Origin of the sequence: Sphingomonas echinoides ATCC 14820, assembly GCF_000241465.1 — a bacterium.
GTDB lineage: Bacteria > Pseudomonadota > Alphaproteobacteria > Sphingomonadales > Sphingomonadaceae > Sphingomonas > Sphingomonas echinoides.
Genome location: NZ_JH584235.1, coordinates 909,807 through 925,104, shown reverse-complemented (window position 1 = coordinate 925,104; position 15,298 = coordinate 909,807). Strand labels below are relative to the sequence as shown.

The following is a 15,298-nucleotide window of genomic DNA, read 5'->3' as shown; positions in this document are numbered from 1 at the left end:
CTCAGAACCGGCCCTTCAGGCCGACATAGACGGTGCGCGGCTGGCCCGCATACACCGATCCGGTGGTGCCCATCAGCACCGATGCAGGGTTTTGTGCGCCCGTAGCGCTCAGGCTGTCCGAGAGGATCGACGCCGATCCGACATAGGTCTTGTCGGCCAGATTCTGCACCGATGCGTAGAAGGACAGACGCGACCACCAGCCCGTTGCTGCGGGAGGATCGTAATGCAGGTTGAGATTGATCAGCGTGTAGCCCGGAATGCGCAACAGATTGGCGTTGTCGATGAAATAGCGCGAGCGGTAGGTCGCCTCGGCAAAGCCGCCCAGGCCTGCAAAGGCACCGTGCGGCTGGTCATAGCCCAGTCGCCCGTTGGCGAAGGTCGGGATCACCCCCGGAATGCGGTTGTCGGCGCGGTCGAAGGCGGCCGACACCGCCCCCGAGGTCAGCCGCTCGACATAACGGGTGTAGCGTTGGTCGTTATAACTGTACGTCGCCTGGACATAGCCGCCGGGCAGGAGCGCGGGCAGGGGCTTCCAGTTGACGCCGACCTCGACCCCGCGATGGATCGAACGCGGGACGTTGGTGGTGTAGGACAACAGATTGACGCCCGCCGACTGGCTGACCTGTTCGTTGCGGAACCACTCATAATAGCCGGTCACTTCGGCCTTGAGAGTATCGCCGAGCGTCAGCTCCGCGCCAACGTCCACGCCGGTGCTGGTTTGTGTCTTGAGGTCGATATTGTTGCCGGCGACGCCCGCCGTCGTGACGAACAACTGGCCCGATTGCGGAATGCCGTAGGCCGTGCCGACACGGGTGTGGAGCCGCAGGGCGGGAAGTGCCTGCCAAACCAGCGACGCCTCAGGCGCGACATTGTCGAAATCGCGAATCGCGGGGATGTTGTTGAGCGTCGGATTGGCACCGACGGGATAGGTGTAGTTGGTCTGGCGCATGTCGATCTTCGAATGCTCATAGCCAATGCCAAGAATGAGCTGCAGATCCCTGGTCAGCGCCAATTCCTCGCGGGCGCGAACCCCCATATTGCGCACGCCGCCGAACACTGTTTGCGTGGTTGCGCCAATGCCGTTGCGGCCTGCAGGCGTCTTGTTGAACGAGTAATTCTGCCCGTCGAGATAGTTGTAGAAGATCCCGATAAAGCTCAGCGCATCCATGCCCAATATCTGGCTGTGCGCGGTGACGTCGGAGCTCAGATTGTAACTGTTGAGCGTACCGCGAAACGGCGTCGCGCTGGTCGGCTGGAACACCACGCGGCTGTCGAAGGTCGCTTGCGTGCGCCAGGTCGTGCCTGCGGAAAAATCATGCTCATAGCGTGCACCGATGATGGTCCGGCGGTCGTTGCGCGCAAGATCGCCCTCGGCGGCGGTCTGGGCGATGCGGGTGCCGTTGATCCCGTTCGCCAACACCGAGATCGTGCCGCAGCCCGCCGCGGCGGTCGCCGCCTGATCGCATCCTTGCTGGTACGGATTGGCGAGATATTGGTTGAACGACAACCGCGTGGACAGGCGGAATTCGCCTTCATTGTAGATCACCTTGCCGGTGACGCGGTCGCGGTCCGACAGGGCAAAGGTCGCCAGCGCGTTGATCGTGCCGGTCTGATAGCCGGTATGGCCCGTTGCCCCATCGGCGCGGGCGAAGCTGCCGAACACCGCATATTCATAGCCGGGCCCGGCATGGCCGAGCGTGGCATAAGCGTTGAGATAGCCATAGCTGCCGCCATCGATCCCGGCCTCGACGCCTTGCAGGTCGCGCCCGCGCCGCGTGCGGAAGTTGATCGCGCCTTCGACCGCATAATTGCCATAGCGTGCCGAGGAGGGGCCACGCACGACATCGACCGCGCCATAAGCATGCGGGTCGGTCAGATCGAACCGGGCAAGGCCATCGGGCTGGGTGACGGGAAAATCATCCTCGAACACCTGGATGTTGCGCGCGCCGAAGCTGTTGCGCGCGTTGGACCCGCGGATCGAGACGCCGACGTCGCGCGGGCCATTGCCGCCGATGACGGTGACGCCGGGGGAGAGTTTGACGATGTCGGCGATGGTCGTCGCGGGCGTGTTGCGGAACGCGGCGTTGGTAATGGTGGTGTCGGTCTGTCCCGCGACCTTGGTCGTGAGCGTCAGCGCCCGTCCGGTGACGATGATGTCATCGGGGGATGTCGCCGCGACGCTCGCTCGGCTCGGCTGGCTTTCCGGTGCAGGGGCGGGGGCGGGGGCGTCGAGGCGCTGCAGTTCGGCATCGATCGCCGCGCGTTGGCGCAGCAAGTCCTGGCGTCGCGTGTCGGCGTTGGTCTGGGCGGAAGCCGACGCAGCGGCAAGCGCGGCGATCGACGCCGCGAGAAACAAAGATGGAAGGCGCACGAAAAATCCCCTGTAAACGCTGGTAGCGGACGCGCGGCGTTGGGCCATGCGCGTCCGTCGCGACGACGCTGCTTCAGCGCGTCGCGGCTCTATCGATCGTCACAGGGTGGCAGGTGGTCCGCGTAAGGGCGGGCGGAGATGGAGGCGCAGCCCGATCAGCGGCGGTGCGATCCGCCGCGAGACGAGCGCCATCACAAAGGCGATGGCGAGCGCAAGCAGGATCGGGTCGGTCGCCGCGACCGAATGTGCGTTCAGGCCAGCAAAGGCGCACGGCTGGTCGGCCTTTTCGCCGTCCTTGTGATGCTTTTGAGATGCGGAGTCGGCCATGCCGGGCATCGCCATTGCCATCGTCTTCACCGGGCCCATGCCCGAACAGATGGCGATGCGAATCACGCCGTCCGATGTGTCCAGCATATACCCGCTGGGCACGACGACTTTCAGCAGCAACGCAAACGCCAGCAGCCATGCCGCCAGAACGCGGTGTTGCAGGATATGATCGCGGAACCTGTGCACGGCGGGTGCTTTATGGGGAGCGGCGCACGATGTCACGAGGGCAAAATGTCTCGCCCGGCGTCGATTTTGCTTCATCTGGCACGAAGCAAGCTGATCGGAAAAACAGCGATCTGCAGAGTGCGTGACAACTCTCTGGAAGTTGTTGTGGAGGCCCGACCGGGAATCGAACCCGGGTGCAAGGATTTGCAGTCCTCTGCGTCACCACTCCGCCATCGGGCCGAAGAGCGGCGCAGATGCAAGCGTCCGCGCCCGCTGTCAACCACGCGCTTGCAAAAATGCCGATACACGTCGCTTGGCGAACCCGGTTCGCCACGATAGAGGTGGGCACTCTCAACTAGTGTATTGTGCAACTACAACAGTTGTGCAAAACCGGGTGTCCGACAAGGGTGGCACGATGAACTTGAATACGCACGATTCGGATATGCTCGCGATGCGCCATGCCATGGTGGCAAGCCAGCTTCGCACCAATGCCGTCAGCGATCCGCGCGTCGTCGCGGCAATGGACTCGGTCCCGCGCGAGGCGTTCCTGCCGAGCGCGGTGGCAGCGCTCGCGTATCGCGATACCGCCGTACCGCTGGGGCATGGCCGCGCGCAAAACGTGCCGATCGCAACGGGACGCTTGCTGACCCAGGCCGAACTGCTCCCCACCGACCGCGTGCTGCTGATTGGCGCGGCGGGCGGCTATACCGCTGCGGTCCTGGCCGAACTGGTGGCGTCGGTGGTGGCGGTCGAATGCGACCCGGCACTTGCCGCCCATGCCCGGGCCGCGCTGGCTGGGACGGCGAATGTCACGCTGGTCGAGGGGCCGCTGGAAAACGGCCATGCCGCTGGCGCGCCTTATGATGTGCTGGTCATCGACGGCGCGGTCGAGGGTGTGTCCGATGCCCTGGTCGAGCAAGTCGCGATTGGCGGGCGTGCGGTGGCCGGGATCGTCGATCGCGGCGTAACCCGCCTCGCCGCCGGTCGGCGCAGCGCGGGCGGCTTCGGCCTGCTCGCCTTTGCCGACATCGAATGCGTGCCGCTTCCCGGCTTTGCGCAGCCGCGCACTTTCACGTTCTAAGCAGAAAAGACCCGCGACCCATGCGATCGATACACCTTCTGACTGGCGTTGCGCTACTCGGGCTCGCGGCAACCCCGCTTTCTGCGGAAACGCTGCGCGAGGCGCTGGTCAAGGCGTATAACACCAACCCGACGCTCGCCGCGCAGCGTGCAAACGTGCGCGCAAACGACGAAAATGTGCCGATCGCGCGGTCGCAGGCGCTGCCTGCCGTCACCTTGCAAAGCGCCTATACCGAAAACGTCGTCAAATCCTCGAACAGCTTCGTGTCGCCGGACCGCAGCGGCACGGCGAGCGCGACTTTGTCTGTACCGCTTTATGCAGGTGGCGCGGTGCGCAACAGCGTGCGGGCTGCGCAAACCAGGGTCGAAGGCGGCCAGTTGAGCTTGCGCGGGACCGAGTCCGATTTGTTCACCACGGTTGTGGGGGCCTATATGGACGTGATCCGCGATGAAGCGATCGTCGGCCTCAATACCCAGAATGTGAAGGTGCTTGAGGTCAATTTGCAGGCCAGCCGCGATCGGTTCCAGGTCGGGGATCTGACGCGTACCGACGTGGCCCAGTCCGAAGCGCGCCTTGCCATCGCCCGCGGGCAGCTCGAAACGGCGCAGGCGCGGCTGATTTCCAGCCGGGAAAGCTATATCCGCTATGTCGGCAGCGCGCCCGACGCGCTCGAGCCGCCACCGGCGCTCCCCAATCTTCCTGCGGATCCCGATGCTGCGGTGGACGTCGCGTTGAAGGACAATCCCACGCTGTTGGCGGCCGCCAAGGCCAGTCAGGCGGCGGGCTATGACATTGGCGTGGCGCGCGCGAATCGTTTGCCCAAGGTCAGCGTCAACATCGGCGGCAATTATTACAATTATCTCGGATCGCTTGGTTCGGGCACCGGCGTCGCGATTGGCCAGACGGGCACGTCCTCGACGGTCGGTCTCGGGCTGACGATGCCGCTCTATCAGGGCGGGCGCCCATCGGCGCAGATCCGGCAGGCTCAGGATGCGCGCTTGCAGGCGATCGAGCGCGTTACCGAGACCGAGCGTGGCGTCATCTCGCAAGCGCGGTCGGCTTATGCCGTCTGGAAGTCCTCGCTCGAGGTAATCACGTCGAGCGAAGTAGCGGTCAACGCCAACAAATTGTCGCTGGAAGGCGTGCGCGCCGAAAACAGCGTCGGTAACCGTACCATTCTCGATATTCTGAATGCCGAGCAGGAATTGCTGAACTCGCAGGTGACCTTGGTGACGGCGCGGCGCGATGCCTATGTCGCGGGCTTTGCGCTGCTGGCGGCGATGGGGCGGGCCGAGGCGCGCAATCTTGGGCTTGATGGCGGGCCGCTTTACGATCCGGTGGCGCATTATAAGAGCGTGCGCGGACGGATCTGGGACTTTTCGTCGGATCCCGATCCTGCGGTTACGGGCACGCGGACCAACGCGACTCGCCCGCAAGACGCCAAGGTCACCCGCCCGCTCGATCCGATTCTGGACGCGCCAGTTGACAGAAGTGCCCCAATTACCGCAGGTGAAGCAACGAAGAACCGCTAACCGGCGGATCGACGCACTTTTCAGGGGTTGTCGATGGGGGATTTGAGCGCGGAGCCATCGATGGAGGACATCCTCTCATCGATCAAGCGGATCATCGCGGAAGAGAATGACGCGGCCCCTGCGCGTGCCAAGCGACCGGCGCGTGCTTTGCCCGCGCGATCCGAGCCAACCCCTTTTAGTGATGATGAAATTCTCGAGCTGAGCCAGCCTGCGCCCGAACTCGAACGCCGTCCCCAGCCCGAGAATAACCCGCAATCGGCGCGGATTGCCCGGGCCGTGGCAAGGGAGGATCTCGTGCCGGAGCCAGCCCCTGAACCCGTTCGCGCGGCCGCGCCTGTCGCCGCGAAAGCAGCGCCTGAAACACCTGCGCCCGAGTCGATTGTTTCGCCGCGTACTGCCGAAGCATCGCGCGGGCCGCTCGATGTTCTGTCGCGGCTGGTGGTGAAGCCCGAGGTGAGCGGATCGGACACGCTGGAAGGCATGGTCCGCGAGATGCTGCGCCCGATGTTGCGCGACTGGCTCGATGCCAATCTGCCCGCGATCGTCGAGACGATGGTGGCCAAGGAAATCGACCGCATCACCGGCAAATAAGCCGCCCGCTGGTGATTGCGGCGACCGCATGGTTCTGCTGTAACCTGCGTTCATGAAAACACTGCTTGCTGCGACCGCTTTGACGGCCGCTTTCATTGCCGCGCCTGCGGTCGCCCGCCAACTCACGATCGACGATGTGTCCACGCTGTCGCGCGTCTCCGCTCCGGCTGTTTCGCCCGATGGGCATTGGCTGGTGTGGCAGCAACGCGAGACCGACCTGACCATCGATGGTGGTCGCTTCGATCTGTGGCGGCTCGACCTGACGCGCAAAGGGGCCGCCCCGGAAAAGCTGATCGCCGAGGCCGATGTCAACGAGACTGCGCCGCAATTCTCGCATGACGGCAAGACCGTGTATTTCCAGTCCGACAAAGGCGGCGAGGATGCGGTCTGGTCGATCGGCATTGCTGGCGGCGCGCCGCTGCAACTGACGCATTTCAAGGGCGGGATGGGCGGCTTCAAGGTCTCGCCGCAGGACGACAAGTTGCTGGTATGGGCGGATCGCTTGCCGGGTGCCCCGAGCCTCGAACCGGCGATGGTCAAGAAGGATGCCAATGCCGGCAATGGCCGCGTTTATGATCAGATGTTCGTGCGGCATTGGGCGAGCTGGGCCGATGGCACGCGCTCGCAACTGTTCGTCCTGCCGCTGACCGCAGCGGGCGCGACCGGCAATGGCGTGCCGATCGAAGGCAAACTGGTTGGGGATGCCCCGTCCAAGCCATTTGGTGGTGGCGAGGAAGTGTCGTGGAGCGCCGATGGCAAGACGGTGTATTTCGCGTTGCGCGAGGCGGGCCGGATCGAGCCGCTTTCGACCAATCTCGACATTTTCGCAGCCCCTGCCGACGGATCGGCTGCACCGGTCAATCTGACCGAAGCCAACCACGGGACGGACAATCTCCCGACCGCGTCGCCCGACGGCAAATATCTCGCCTGGTTCGCGATGAAGCGGGCGGGCTATGAGGCCGATCGGCAAGTGCTGATGCTGCGCGACCTGAAGAGTGGCGCGGTGCGCGCGCTGACCGAAGGCTGGGACCGCTCGGTCGCGTCGATCGCGTGGAGCCCCGACAGCAAGACGATCTTCGTCACCGCCGAGGATACGCAGGAAACGCCGATCTGGTCGGTTTCGCCGGTAACCGGCACGGTCGCGCGGCTGACCGGGGCGGGCAGCGTGTCGGCGGTCGTACCGACGCCAACCGGGGTGGTGTATGCGATGAATTCGCTGACCGCACCCGATGATTTCTACCGCCTGACTGGCAAGAGCACGGTGCGGCTGACCTCGGTCAACGCGGCTAAGCTGGCCGATGTCGAGATGCCCAGCGTCACCAAGTTCAGCTTCACCGGGGCCAATAACGATACGGTGTGGGGCTATGCGGTGAAGCCTGCGGGCAGCACCGGCAAAGTGCCGATCGCGTTCATGGTGCATGGCGGGCCGCAGGGGTCGAGCAACAATAGCTGGTCGTATCGCTGGAATCCGGCGGTGTTCGCGGGCGCAGGCTATGGGCTGGTCGCGGTCGATTTCCACGGCTCGACCGGATATGGGCAAGGCTTCACCGATGCGATCCGTAACAATTGGGGCGGCTGGCCGCTCGAGGACCTGAAAGCCGGGCTCAAGGCCGCGACCGACAAGTTCGCCTGGCTCGACGCCGACAATGCCTGTGCGCTGGGGGCCTCTTATGGCGGCTATATGATGAACTGGATCGAGGGCAACTGGCCCGATCGCTTCAAGTGCATCGTGCAGCATGACGGCGTGTTCGATGCCCGCGCCATGGCGTACGAAACCGAAGAACTGTGGTTCGACGAATGGGAACATGGCGGCCATCCATATTATGAGGATCCTGCCGCGTTCGAGAAGTGGAACCCGGTGAACCATGTGACCGCGTGGAAGACGCCGCAGCTCGTCATCACCAGCGAAGGCGATTACCGCATTCCCTATACGCAGGGCATCGCTGCCTTCACCGCGCTCCAGCGGCGCGACATTCCCTCGCGGCTGGTGGTGTTCCCGGGCGGCAGCCATTGGGTGCTGAAGCCGCGCGAGAGCCGCCAATGGTATAAGCAGGTGCTCGGGTGGATGAACACATGGACCGTCCCCACTGCGCCGCAACCCCAGATCGTCGGCGCATCAGGCCGCAAGGGCGGCTGACGCCTGCCTTAACGATCCGGTCCCCGGGCTTCCCGTGGGCCGGAACAGGCGCACGATCGTGCGCATGGGCAATGACGGTTAATCTTGCGGGGCGAGGACCGGCACTTCGGCGTGCTGCGCAGCGTGCGATTGCGGCGCAAGCACTTTTCGGTCGAGCACGTCCAGATAGGCCAGCAGGCCGTCTTCGGCCTCGGTAAAGCGGCCATTGCGATTGCTGGGTTGGCCAGCCGACGCCCCGCCTTTTTCGACGAACCGGCTGCCCCATTTGTCGGCAAGATGCAGAACCTCCTCGATCCGAAACGACGCGTCGTTCACCACAATCGAGGGGAAGGGCAGGCGATAGGCGGGCCCGCTGCGGATTGCTGCAGCCACGGCCACTTGGCTCATATCCGCTGCGAGCGGCGAATCGAACACGGCACCGCGCACCGACCGCAGATAGCTGCGCGGCGAAAGCTGTGCCCACCACGCGATGGCCAGGCACGCGACCCCGCGCGCGAGGATGACGACAGGCGCATCGCCGCGCGAAAAGGTCGCGTCGAGCTGCACCGCCCAGCGGCCATTGTGGAATTTCGAAAGGTCGAGCTCGACCCGGGCGACCGGGCTCGAGGTCGGCGAATCCCCGCGTACCGATACCAGGATCGGCAGCGGAGTGTCGGTCGGCACGTCGGTAACAAAGACCATGACTGCTCTCCCATCAACTTTTGGTGGTCGCTTGCGACTCGTCAGAGATCGAGTCGGATTTCGCTTCCACGCATCAAAAGCTATTCCTACTACGGTACTAGGCAATAGAGCTGCGCCAGACCGTATGCCGGTTGCGCCAGATCGATAGTCTGTCCTGAAGTCCGGGCAATTGGACGCAGGGAAATCTATCGGGGCGCTAAGCTCGGCTACTTCCGCTCAAGCCGCTTTGTTGCTTTGCGGTGCCCGACAGTCGCGGTCGGGCCCGCCGCCTCTCCAATGCGCATTGGGTGGCGGAAGGGCTGTAGCGTTGGGGGCGACTATCGCGCTTCGGCAGCGGCGCGCAGCGAAGTGCCGACCACGGTAAAGAAGGCGCGGCTTTCCGGGGAACGATCGACATCCCATTCGGGATGCCATTGCACCGCCAGCACTTCGGCCCCGCATGGCTGGGCGCGGATCGCCTCGATCAGGCCATCGTCGGCGGCGACCGCCTCGACCGACAGTCCTCCGCCGAGCCGGTCAATGCCCTGTTCGTGGACCGAGTTGACCGACATGCGCTGCCGCCCGGTCGCGCAGGCGAGCAGCCCGCCATCGTTCAGCTCGACATCATGGCGATGGCCGAACAGCGTGTCGAAGCACCCGTCCCAGGATCCGCGATGATGCCGTCCCCGGCAGGAATCGGTCGACAGCGTGCCGCCGAACAGCACGTTGATCTCCTGTAGACCCCGACAAATGCCGAACACGGGTTTGCCCGCCTCGATCATCCGTCCAGCCAGAGCGAGCGCGACCTCGTCGCGTTCAGGGTCGATCTGTTGGCCTGCGGGGAGTGGGCCGCCGCCATAGCGGTGAGGCGCGACGTTGGAGCGCGATCCGGTCAACAATACGCCGTCGAGCAGGGTGGTAAGCACGGCACTATCGACGGCATCGCGCACGGCGGGCACCAGCATGACCGTGCTATCCGAAAAGCGCGCGAGCGGCGCGACGAAGCGGGTGGCGACGGTCGGTACCGGCCGCCCCAGCGTCTCGTTGCAGCACAGGACGCCGATGACGGGCCGTTTCGCCACCGTCATGCCGATTGCCCGAGCAGCGTGTCGCGCAGGTTCAGCCCAGCCTTGCGCTCCAGCCGCACCGCCTCGGGCTGCACCAGCATGCTGTCTTCCGGCACATCCGACAGCAACCAGACATTGCCGCCGATGGTCGATCGCGCGCCGATCGTCACCCGGCCCAAAATGGTCGCCCCGGCATAAACGACGACATCGTCGCCGATGATCGGGTGCCGCGCATGGCGGTGGCGCACGTCGTCGCGCGTCGCCCCGACCGGGCTGCGCGCGCCGAGCGTGACATGCTGGTACAGGCGCACCCGCGCCCCGATGATCGCGGTTTCGCCGATCACGACCCCGGTGCCGTGATCGATGAAAAAGCGCGCGCCGATCTGCGCGCCGGGATGGATATCGATGCCGGTGCGTTCGTTGGCGATTTCCGAGATCAGGCGCGCGACAATCGGGGCACCCAGATTGTTGAGCTCGTGCGCGATGCGGTGGTGCAGGCTGGCGATCGCACCGGGATAGCAGACGAGGATTTCGTCCACGCTGCGCGCCGCCGGATCACCGAGGAAGGCGGCTTCGACATCGCTGTCGATCAACCGCCGGATGTCGCCCAGCGTCGCGGTGAACAGCCGCACGATGGTGGCGGCATGGTCGGCTTCAAACGCACCGGCTTCGCGCTGCCAATAACCGAGTTCGTGGCCGATCTCACGCTCAAGATCGGTCAGCGCGGCGAGCAGTTTGGCGACAACGAAGGTGTCCTCCTCCGCCGCGACCCCGCGAAAATGACCGAGCCGTCGCGGATAGAGCGCGGCCGCAAGCAGCGACACGACGCGCTCGAGCGCGGTGCGCGACGGGAAACTTTCCACATCGCGCGACTCGTCCTGGCGTGAGCGCCATTCCTCCCGCGCGGCGCGCAAATCGGCGATCGCATCGCCGACGGTGCGCGGCGGGAGGGTCGGCACGTCATGGTCGCGAGGGGTGTCGAGCGCGTAATCGGTCACAGGGCATCCTTTGCGAAGAGGATATCCTATCGGTCCAATCGGAAATCATAGAAATGCTTCTGGCACAGCAAGCGCGGGTTTGTTCTCCTCGGCACCCGACGGTAGCGTCCGCCAAGGGCGTAGCGCTGCTACCAGCGCAACAAACGCGGGCCGATGAGTGCGCCGAAAGCCGCAGCGGCGACCATGCCGAGCGTGTACCAGGTCAGCACGAACGCGGCACCCGTTTCATCGCAGCGAAAGCTGTAAAGCAGCGCGGCAAACCCACCCGCGGCGAAGCCCGCCGCCGCGCCGGTCAGGCGTAGCTGCGTCGGCGCAAAGCGGCGGAATGCCCAGATCAGTGCGACCAGGATCGGCATCGCGAGCACCAGCACCCGCATCGAACATCGCTGCCAGCTATCCCCCAGCCACATCGCCAGCCAGTGCGACGGGGGAGCCGCAGCGAACTCGACCACTGCAACAAGGCCGAGCAAGCCAACGGGTATCAGGAGCAACCACAGCGAGCGGCTGCGCGTGGCCTCCGGTCGGGCGAGATGGTAGGTCGCGAACAAAGCGATCACCCCGCACGACAGCGTGTAGGCCCATTTCATCCAGACCGCATAGCCGTGCATCGCGCTCGCCAAATCGTGGCGCACCCCAAGCCCGAACACGACCAGCATCGCCGTAGCCGCAGCGCCCGTCGCCACCGCAACGGACAAGCGGCGTTCGACCGCATGCGTCGCAACCGGTGTAACGTCGGCGGAGAGCGAATCGATCAACTCGTCAGTGTTCATCACGAAAGTCCCAGCCGGGCGGCGAGCGATTTCAGCCCGCGGTGCACCGAAATCTTTACGTCGGAGTCGCTCATGGCGTGCCGGTCGGCCGCTTCGGCCACGCTGAGCCCGTCGACCTTGGTCTCGCGGATCGCACGGGCCTGTTTTGGCGGAAGCGTGTTGAGCAAGGAGTCGATGTCCATCCGCGCCGACACGGCCTCTTCAAAGCCCTCGGCGACAAGAATATCCTCCAATCCCTCGATCGGCACGGTAACGCGTCGCCGTCGGAAGTGGTCGACCATCTTGTAGCGCGCGACCGCATAGGCCCAGGCGGTGAAGGGGCGGCTGGTGTCGTAGGTTGCGCGCCGCGTGTGGATGGCAATCAATGTTTCCTGCACCAGATCCTCGACATCTTCCGCAGCGTCGCGAAGGCGGCGGCCAAAAAAAGCGCGGAGCAGCGGGGCCAGGATATCGAGCAAGTCCCGATAGGCCCGCGCGTCCCCCGCAAGGCCGCCGATCATCATCGCCCGCAGCTGGTCTTCACTCGCTCGCACGTGGGCTCCCAAGGGTCATTCGCGCCGTTCCGGTGATGGGTTACAGCGAACCCACCGAATGGCGAGCGGTTTCTTGTCGTGGCGGTTCGCCACTTGGAAGGAGCGACGCCAATCGAACCGCTTCTGTAACCATTTCCGACGGGGCCACGAAATAGCGGTTCGGAGGATCTGATGAACGAACCCGAATTTCATACAATGCTGACGACACTCAACGTCGCGGTGCAGAGCTTTCGTGACGTGACGTTGCGGCATGGCCATGCGCTGGCGGGCCATCGCAACGATGGCATCGAAGTGCAGTACGTTCTTGCCGGGACACTGCGGCTGACGATCCCGCGTCAGGCCGATCGATTGTGCGGGCAGGGGACGCTGCTGTTGCTGCCGCCGGGTCTGGAGCGTGTGATTACCCCGGCCGATGGCGTGGACGGTGATCGCATTGGCCCGGAGCTTCGGATTGCAATGGGGGTGCTGACCGCGCGCGTTAGTGGCACCTTCGATTTGCTGGGCTCGGTGAGCGATCCCATCGTCTCGGTCCTCCCTGAACCGCTGTTGATCCAGCAAATCTGCGGTCTGATGATTGGTGAGGCGGCGGAACCAGGGCAGGGATCCCGCGCTTTGGTCGATGCGCTGATGAAAGTGTGCATCGTCATGGCGCTGCGCGACGCGGTTGGGCGGGCTGAGGGCGATGCCGGCCTGTTCGGCGCGCTGCGCGACCCGCGTCTGGGCAAGGCGATCGTGGCGGTGATCGAAAATCCGGCGGCCCCGCACACCGTGTCCAGCCTGGCATCCGCCGCCTCGATGAGTCGCTCGGCCTTCGCGCGTGAATTTGCCGCGAAGCTGGCAATGACGCCGATGGCGTTTGTCGCCCGCGCCCGGCTGCAGCAGGGGGCCGATTTGCTCAACGGCACGCGACTACCGGTCAAGATGATCGCGTCCAATATCGGTTTTGCCAGTCGCAGTCATTTCAGTCGGGCGTTTTCGGCCGCTTATGGAGCCGATCCCAGCAGTTTTCGCCGGATGAGTGCGGCGGTGGCTCCCTTTCCATCCTATTCCAACGCAGGAGATCGATCATGAATCGCGGTTCTACTCGGCTTGTTCTTAAGGTTGGGCTCGCGAGCGCGCTCGCTGCCACGCTGGCGTCTTGGGGCGCGTTTCTTCCCGCAAGCGCGACCGCTGCCAACCCCGCCGGCCCAACCGTGGTTGAGCTGTTCGAAAGCCAAGGCTGTTCGAGCTGCCCCCCGGCCAATGCCAACGTCAATGCGATTGCCGATCGCCCGGACATCCTCGCGCTCAATTTCGCGGTGACCTATTGGGATCAACTGGGCTGGAAGGATACGTTCGCGCAACCCGCGTTCACGGCGCGGCAATGGGATTATGCGCATGCCGCCGGGCGCGGCCAAGTGGCGACGCCGCAAGTGATTATCGATGGGCACGACACCGTCGTCGGCAATGATGCACAGCAGCTGGCAGCGGCCATCCGGGCCAGCCACCGCGCCGCATCGGCCCCTGCCATTGCGCGCAGCGCAGGCGGCGTGACGGTGGCGGCAGGCGGCGTGGCGACCCCAGCGACCGTCTGGCTGGTACGCTACGACCCGCGCACGCACTTGGTGCCGATCCGCGCTGGCGAAAATGGCGGGCGCACCTTGCCCCATCGCAACGTCGTCCGCTCGCTCGTCGCGATCGGCACCTGGACCGGGCGCGCACAATCCTATCGCATTGCGCAGCCTGCTCCAGCCGACCTGCGAGAGGCCATCCTTGTTCAAGCGGGCAAGGGCGGCCGCATTCTGGCGGCGCAGCGGCTATAGCCGGGCGTTACTCCCGGACCGGCGATTGACGTGCGTTCGCGCAGGGGCCCCTGACAGCGCATCGACGATCGCCGTCCGCATCGGCTTGGCGGTAAAGGCGCGGTCGTACGGACACGGTCGGCGGGGGGCCTTGTCCGGACGGGGCTCGAACCCCTCGATCCAACTGTACCGGTCGGCCATGCCCCACACCAAGATATCGCCCAGTTGCGGATAGTCGAGCATCACGTCGAGATAGGCGCGGGTGAAATCGGCCACAGCGCGGTCGCGCGGCGACGGGTCGGCGGGCAGGGCATTGTCCCGCACATCGAGTTCGGTGATGACGAGGCGATAGCCCATTGCGGTCACCGCATTGAGGAAGCGCGACCAATCGGGCTGCAACTGGCCAACGATGCGCGCCGTGTCCGGTCCCTGCGTTATGATGTGGGATTGCACCCCCAGCGCATCGACCGGCACGCCGCGCGCCCGGAAGCCTTCGAGCAGCCGCAAAACGCCCGCGCGATGGGCCGCATTGCCCGGCTCCCAGCTCATATAGTCATTGTAGACCAATTGGGCATGGGGCGCGCTGGCGCGGGCCGCGCGAAAGGCGTGGTCGAGCGTCGCGGTCGCACCGCCCATCGCGCGGGACAAAGCCGTTTCGTAGAGGGTGCCGTCTGCCGGGTTTACCGCTTCGTTGACCACATCATAGCTCTCGATGCGGGTGCCGTATCGCGTGCAGACCGTATCGATGTGCTGCGAGAGCAGGCGCGCGGCCTCCGACGCGGGGCGGGTGCCGAAATTGTAGCTTTCTTCCCAGCGCGGCATCCATTTCGGCTGATGCCACAGCAGATTGTGACCGCGCACGGCAAAGCCCTTGGCCTGCGCATAGGCCATCATCGCGTCGAACCGATCGAAGTCGAAGCGGTCTGGCGTCGGTCGCAGCGCCTGCCACTTCATTTCATTTTCGGGGACGAGGATGGCGCATTCGGATTCGAGCAGCGCGGCATAAGACGGGTTGGCGAACGTGCCGCCATCGTGTCCGGGCGGCCCCCAGGCGAAGGCCGATCCGAAACGCCGTCCCGTACGCGCCGCCGCTGCCTCGAGGGATCCGGGGGCCACCGTTCGTGTGGCAGAGGCGGGGGTCGGCAGCGCCAGTCCGGCAAGACCGAGCCCGGCGAGCGCGAGTGTTTCGCGGCGGGTGAGGGGCCGGGTCATGCGTGCGTGACCGTTCGAATCATTGCCCGTCTCCTGAAGTTTCGTGGCACGCAGCGCGACGTATTTCCCGCCA

Annotated in this window: 14 protein-coding genes and 1 tRNA gene; 6 read left to right on the top strand and 9 right to left on the bottom strand. The window is 64.9% G+C overall.

Going from position 1 to position 15,298, the window contains the following annotated elements; translation table 11 throughout:
• Position 1 precedes the first annotated feature (1 nt).
• The 3 genes from ON00_RS04315 to ON00_RS04305 all read right to left on the bottom strand — a co-directional run bounded on the left by ON00_RS04315 (position 2) and on the right by ON00_RS04305 (position 3,103).
• Positions 2-2,371 carry a TonB-dependent receptor family protein gene (locus ON00_RS04315; RefSeq protein WP_040601580.1) on the bottom strand — a complete coding sequence of 790 codons (2,370 nt, stop codon included), beginning with the start codon at positions 2,369-2,371 and terminating at the stop codon, positions 2-4.
• Positions 2,372-2,470: 99 nt separating this feature from the next.
• The gene (locus ON00_RS04310) at positions 2,471-2,884 is read right to left on the bottom strand and encodes a DUF2946 family protein (protein WP_010403434.1); all 414 of its coding nucleotides are present in this window, start codon (positions 2,882-2,884) and stop codon (positions 2,471-2,473) included.
• A 145-nt stretch (positions 2,885-3,029) separates the two neighbouring features.
• A tRNA-Cys gene (locus tag ON00_RS04305) sits at positions 3,030-3,103 on the bottom strand.
• A 175-nt stretch (positions 3,104-3,278) separates the two neighbouring features.
• On the opposite strand from ON00_RS04305, the gene ON00_RS04300 reads away from it, so the two are divergent.
• The 4 genes from ON00_RS04300 to ON00_RS04285 are packed head-to-tail and all read left to right on the top strand — an operon-like array spanning position 3,279 to position 8,204.
• Positions 3,279-3,944, top strand: coding sequence for a protein-L-isoaspartate O-methyltransferase family protein (locus tag ON00_RS04300; protein WP_029622430.1), 666 nt, complete (start codon positions 3,279-3,281; stop codon positions 3,942-3,944).
• 20 nt (positions 3,945-3,964) lie between these two features.
• Positions 3,965-5,476, top strand: a complete 1,512-nt coding sequence (locus tag ON00_RS04295; protein WP_010403430.1) for a TolC family outer membrane protein — start codon at positions 3,965-3,967, stop codon at positions 5,474-5,476.
• 33 nt (positions 5,477-5,509) lie between these two features.
• A complete protein-coding gene (locus tag ON00_RS04290; RefSeq protein WP_029622429.1) occupies positions 5,510-6,067 on the top strand; it encodes a DUF2497 domain-containing protein in 558 nt (185 codons plus the stop codon).
• Positions 6,068-6,119: 52 nt separating this feature from the next.
• Positions 6,120-8,204, top strand: a complete 2,085-nt coding sequence (locus tag ON00_RS04285) for a S9 family peptidase (protein ID WP_010403428.1) — start codon at positions 6,120-6,122, stop codon at positions 8,202-8,204.
• 78 nt (positions 8,205-8,282) lie between these two features.
• Here the strand turns inward: ON00_RS04285 and ON00_RS04280 are convergent, their stop codons facing one another.
• The 5 genes from ON00_RS04280 to ON00_RS04260 all read right to left on the bottom strand — a co-directional run bounded on the left by ON00_RS04280 (position 8,283) and on the right by ON00_RS04260 (position 12,232).
• Positions 8,283-8,885 (bottom strand): alpha/beta hydrolase, encoded by a 603-nt coding sequence (locus tag ON00_RS04280; protein ID WP_010403427.1) that lies wholly within the window; start codon positions 8,883-8,885, stop codon positions 8,283-8,285.
• Between the two features lie 317 nt (positions 8,886-9,202).
• Complete coding sequence (locus ON00_RS04275; RefSeq protein ID WP_010403426.1) at positions 9,203-9,952, bottom strand: gamma-glutamyl-gamma-aminobutyrate hydrolase family protein; 750 nt, start codon at positions 9,950-9,952, stop codon at positions 9,203-9,205.
• Positions 9,949-10,929 (bottom strand): serine O-acetyltransferase EpsC, encoded by a 981-nt coding sequence (gene epsC, locus ON00_RS04270; RefSeq protein ID WP_010403425.1) that lies wholly within the window; start codon positions 10,927-10,929, stop codon positions 9,949-9,951. The genes ON00_RS04275 and epsC overlap by 4 nt, the downstream gene beginning before the upstream one ends.
• Positions 10,930-11,057: 128 nt before the next feature.
• Positions 11,058-11,699 carry a DUF1109 domain-containing protein gene (locus ON00_RS04265; protein ID WP_010403424.1) on the bottom strand — a complete coding sequence of 214 codons (642 nt, stop codon included), beginning with the start codon at positions 11,697-11,699 and terminating at the stop codon, positions 11,058-11,060.
• The gene (locus ON00_RS04260) at positions 11,699-12,232 is read right to left on the bottom strand and encodes a sigma-70 family RNA polymerase sigma factor (protein WP_029622426.1); all 534 of its coding nucleotides are present in this window, start codon (positions 12,230-12,232) and stop codon (positions 11,699-11,701) included. Before ON00_RS04260 ends, ON00_RS04265 begins: the two co-directional genes overlap by 1 nt.
• A 171-nt stretch (positions 12,233-12,403) precedes the next feature.
• Between ON00_RS04260 and ON00_RS19775 the strand changes: the two genes are divergently transcribed.
• Both ON00_RS19775 and ON00_RS04250 read left to right on the top strand, forming a co-directional pair.
• Entirely contained in the window at positions 12,404-13,303 is a 900-nt protein-coding gene (locus tag ON00_RS19775) for a helix-turn-helix domain-containing protein (protein ID WP_010403422.1), read from the top strand.
• Positions 13,300-14,034 (top strand): DUF1223 domain-containing protein, encoded by a 735-nt coding sequence (locus tag ON00_RS04250; RefSeq protein WP_010403420.1) that lies wholly within the window; start codon positions 13,300-13,302, stop codon positions 14,032-14,034. Before ON00_RS19775 ends, ON00_RS04250 begins: the two co-directional genes overlap by 4 nt.
• Here the strand turns inward: ON00_RS04250 and ON00_RS04245 are convergent.
• The gene (locus tag ON00_RS04245) at positions 14,029-15,225 is read right to left on the bottom strand and encodes an endo-1,4-beta-xylanase (RefSeq protein ID WP_010403417.1); all 1,197 of its coding nucleotides are present in this window, start codon (positions 15,223-15,225) and stop codon (positions 14,029-14,031) included. The two genes, ON00_RS04250 and ON00_RS04245, sit on opposite strands and share 6 nt — an antisense overlap.
• Positions 15,226-15,298: the final 73 nt, after the last annotated feature.

What these genes read in the sequence shown, in the direction of transcription:
- ON00_RS04290 (WP_029622429.1), top strand. Translation starts at nt 5,510, where the DNA reads ATGGGGGATTTGAGCGCGGAGCCATCGATGGAGGACATCCTCTCATCG.
- ON00_RS04250 (WP_010403420.1), top strand. Translation starts at nt 13,300, where the DNA reads ATGAATCGCGGTTCTACTCGGCTTGTTCTTAAGGTTGGGCTCGCGAGC.
- ON00_RS04300 (WP_029622430.1), top strand. Translation starts at nt 3,279, where the DNA reads ATGAACTTGAATACGCACGATTCGGATATGCTCGCGATGCGCCATGCC.
- ON00_RS04245 (WP_010403417.1), bottom strand. Translation starts at nt 15,225, where the DNA reads ATGACCCGGCCCCTCACCCGCCGCGAAACACTCGCGCTCGCCGGGCTC.
- ON00_RS04265 (WP_010403424.1), bottom strand. Translation starts at nt 11,699, where the DNA reads ATGAACACTGACGAGTTGATCGATTCGCTCTCCGCCGACGTTACACCG.
- ON00_RS04285 (WP_010403428.1), top strand. Translation starts at nt 6,120, where the DNA reads ATGAAAACACTGCTTGCTGCGACCGCTTTGACGGCCGCTTTCATTGCC.
- ON00_RS04280 (WP_010403427.1), bottom strand. Translation starts at nt 8,885, where the DNA reads ATGGTCTTTGTTACCGACGTGCCGACCGACACTCCGCTGCCGATCCTG.
- ON00_RS04295 (WP_010403430.1), top strand. Translation starts at nt 3,965, where the DNA reads ATGCGATCGATACACCTTCTGACTGGCGTTGCGCTACTCGGGCTCGCG.
- ON00_RS19775 (WP_010403422.1), top strand. Translation starts at nt 12,404, where the DNA reads ATGAACGAACCCGAATTTCATACAATGCTGACGACACTCAACGTCGCG.
- ON00_RS04275 (WP_010403426.1), bottom strand. Translation starts at nt 9,952, where the DNA reads ATGACGGTGGCGAAACGGCCCGTCATCGGCGTCCTGTGCTGCAACGAG.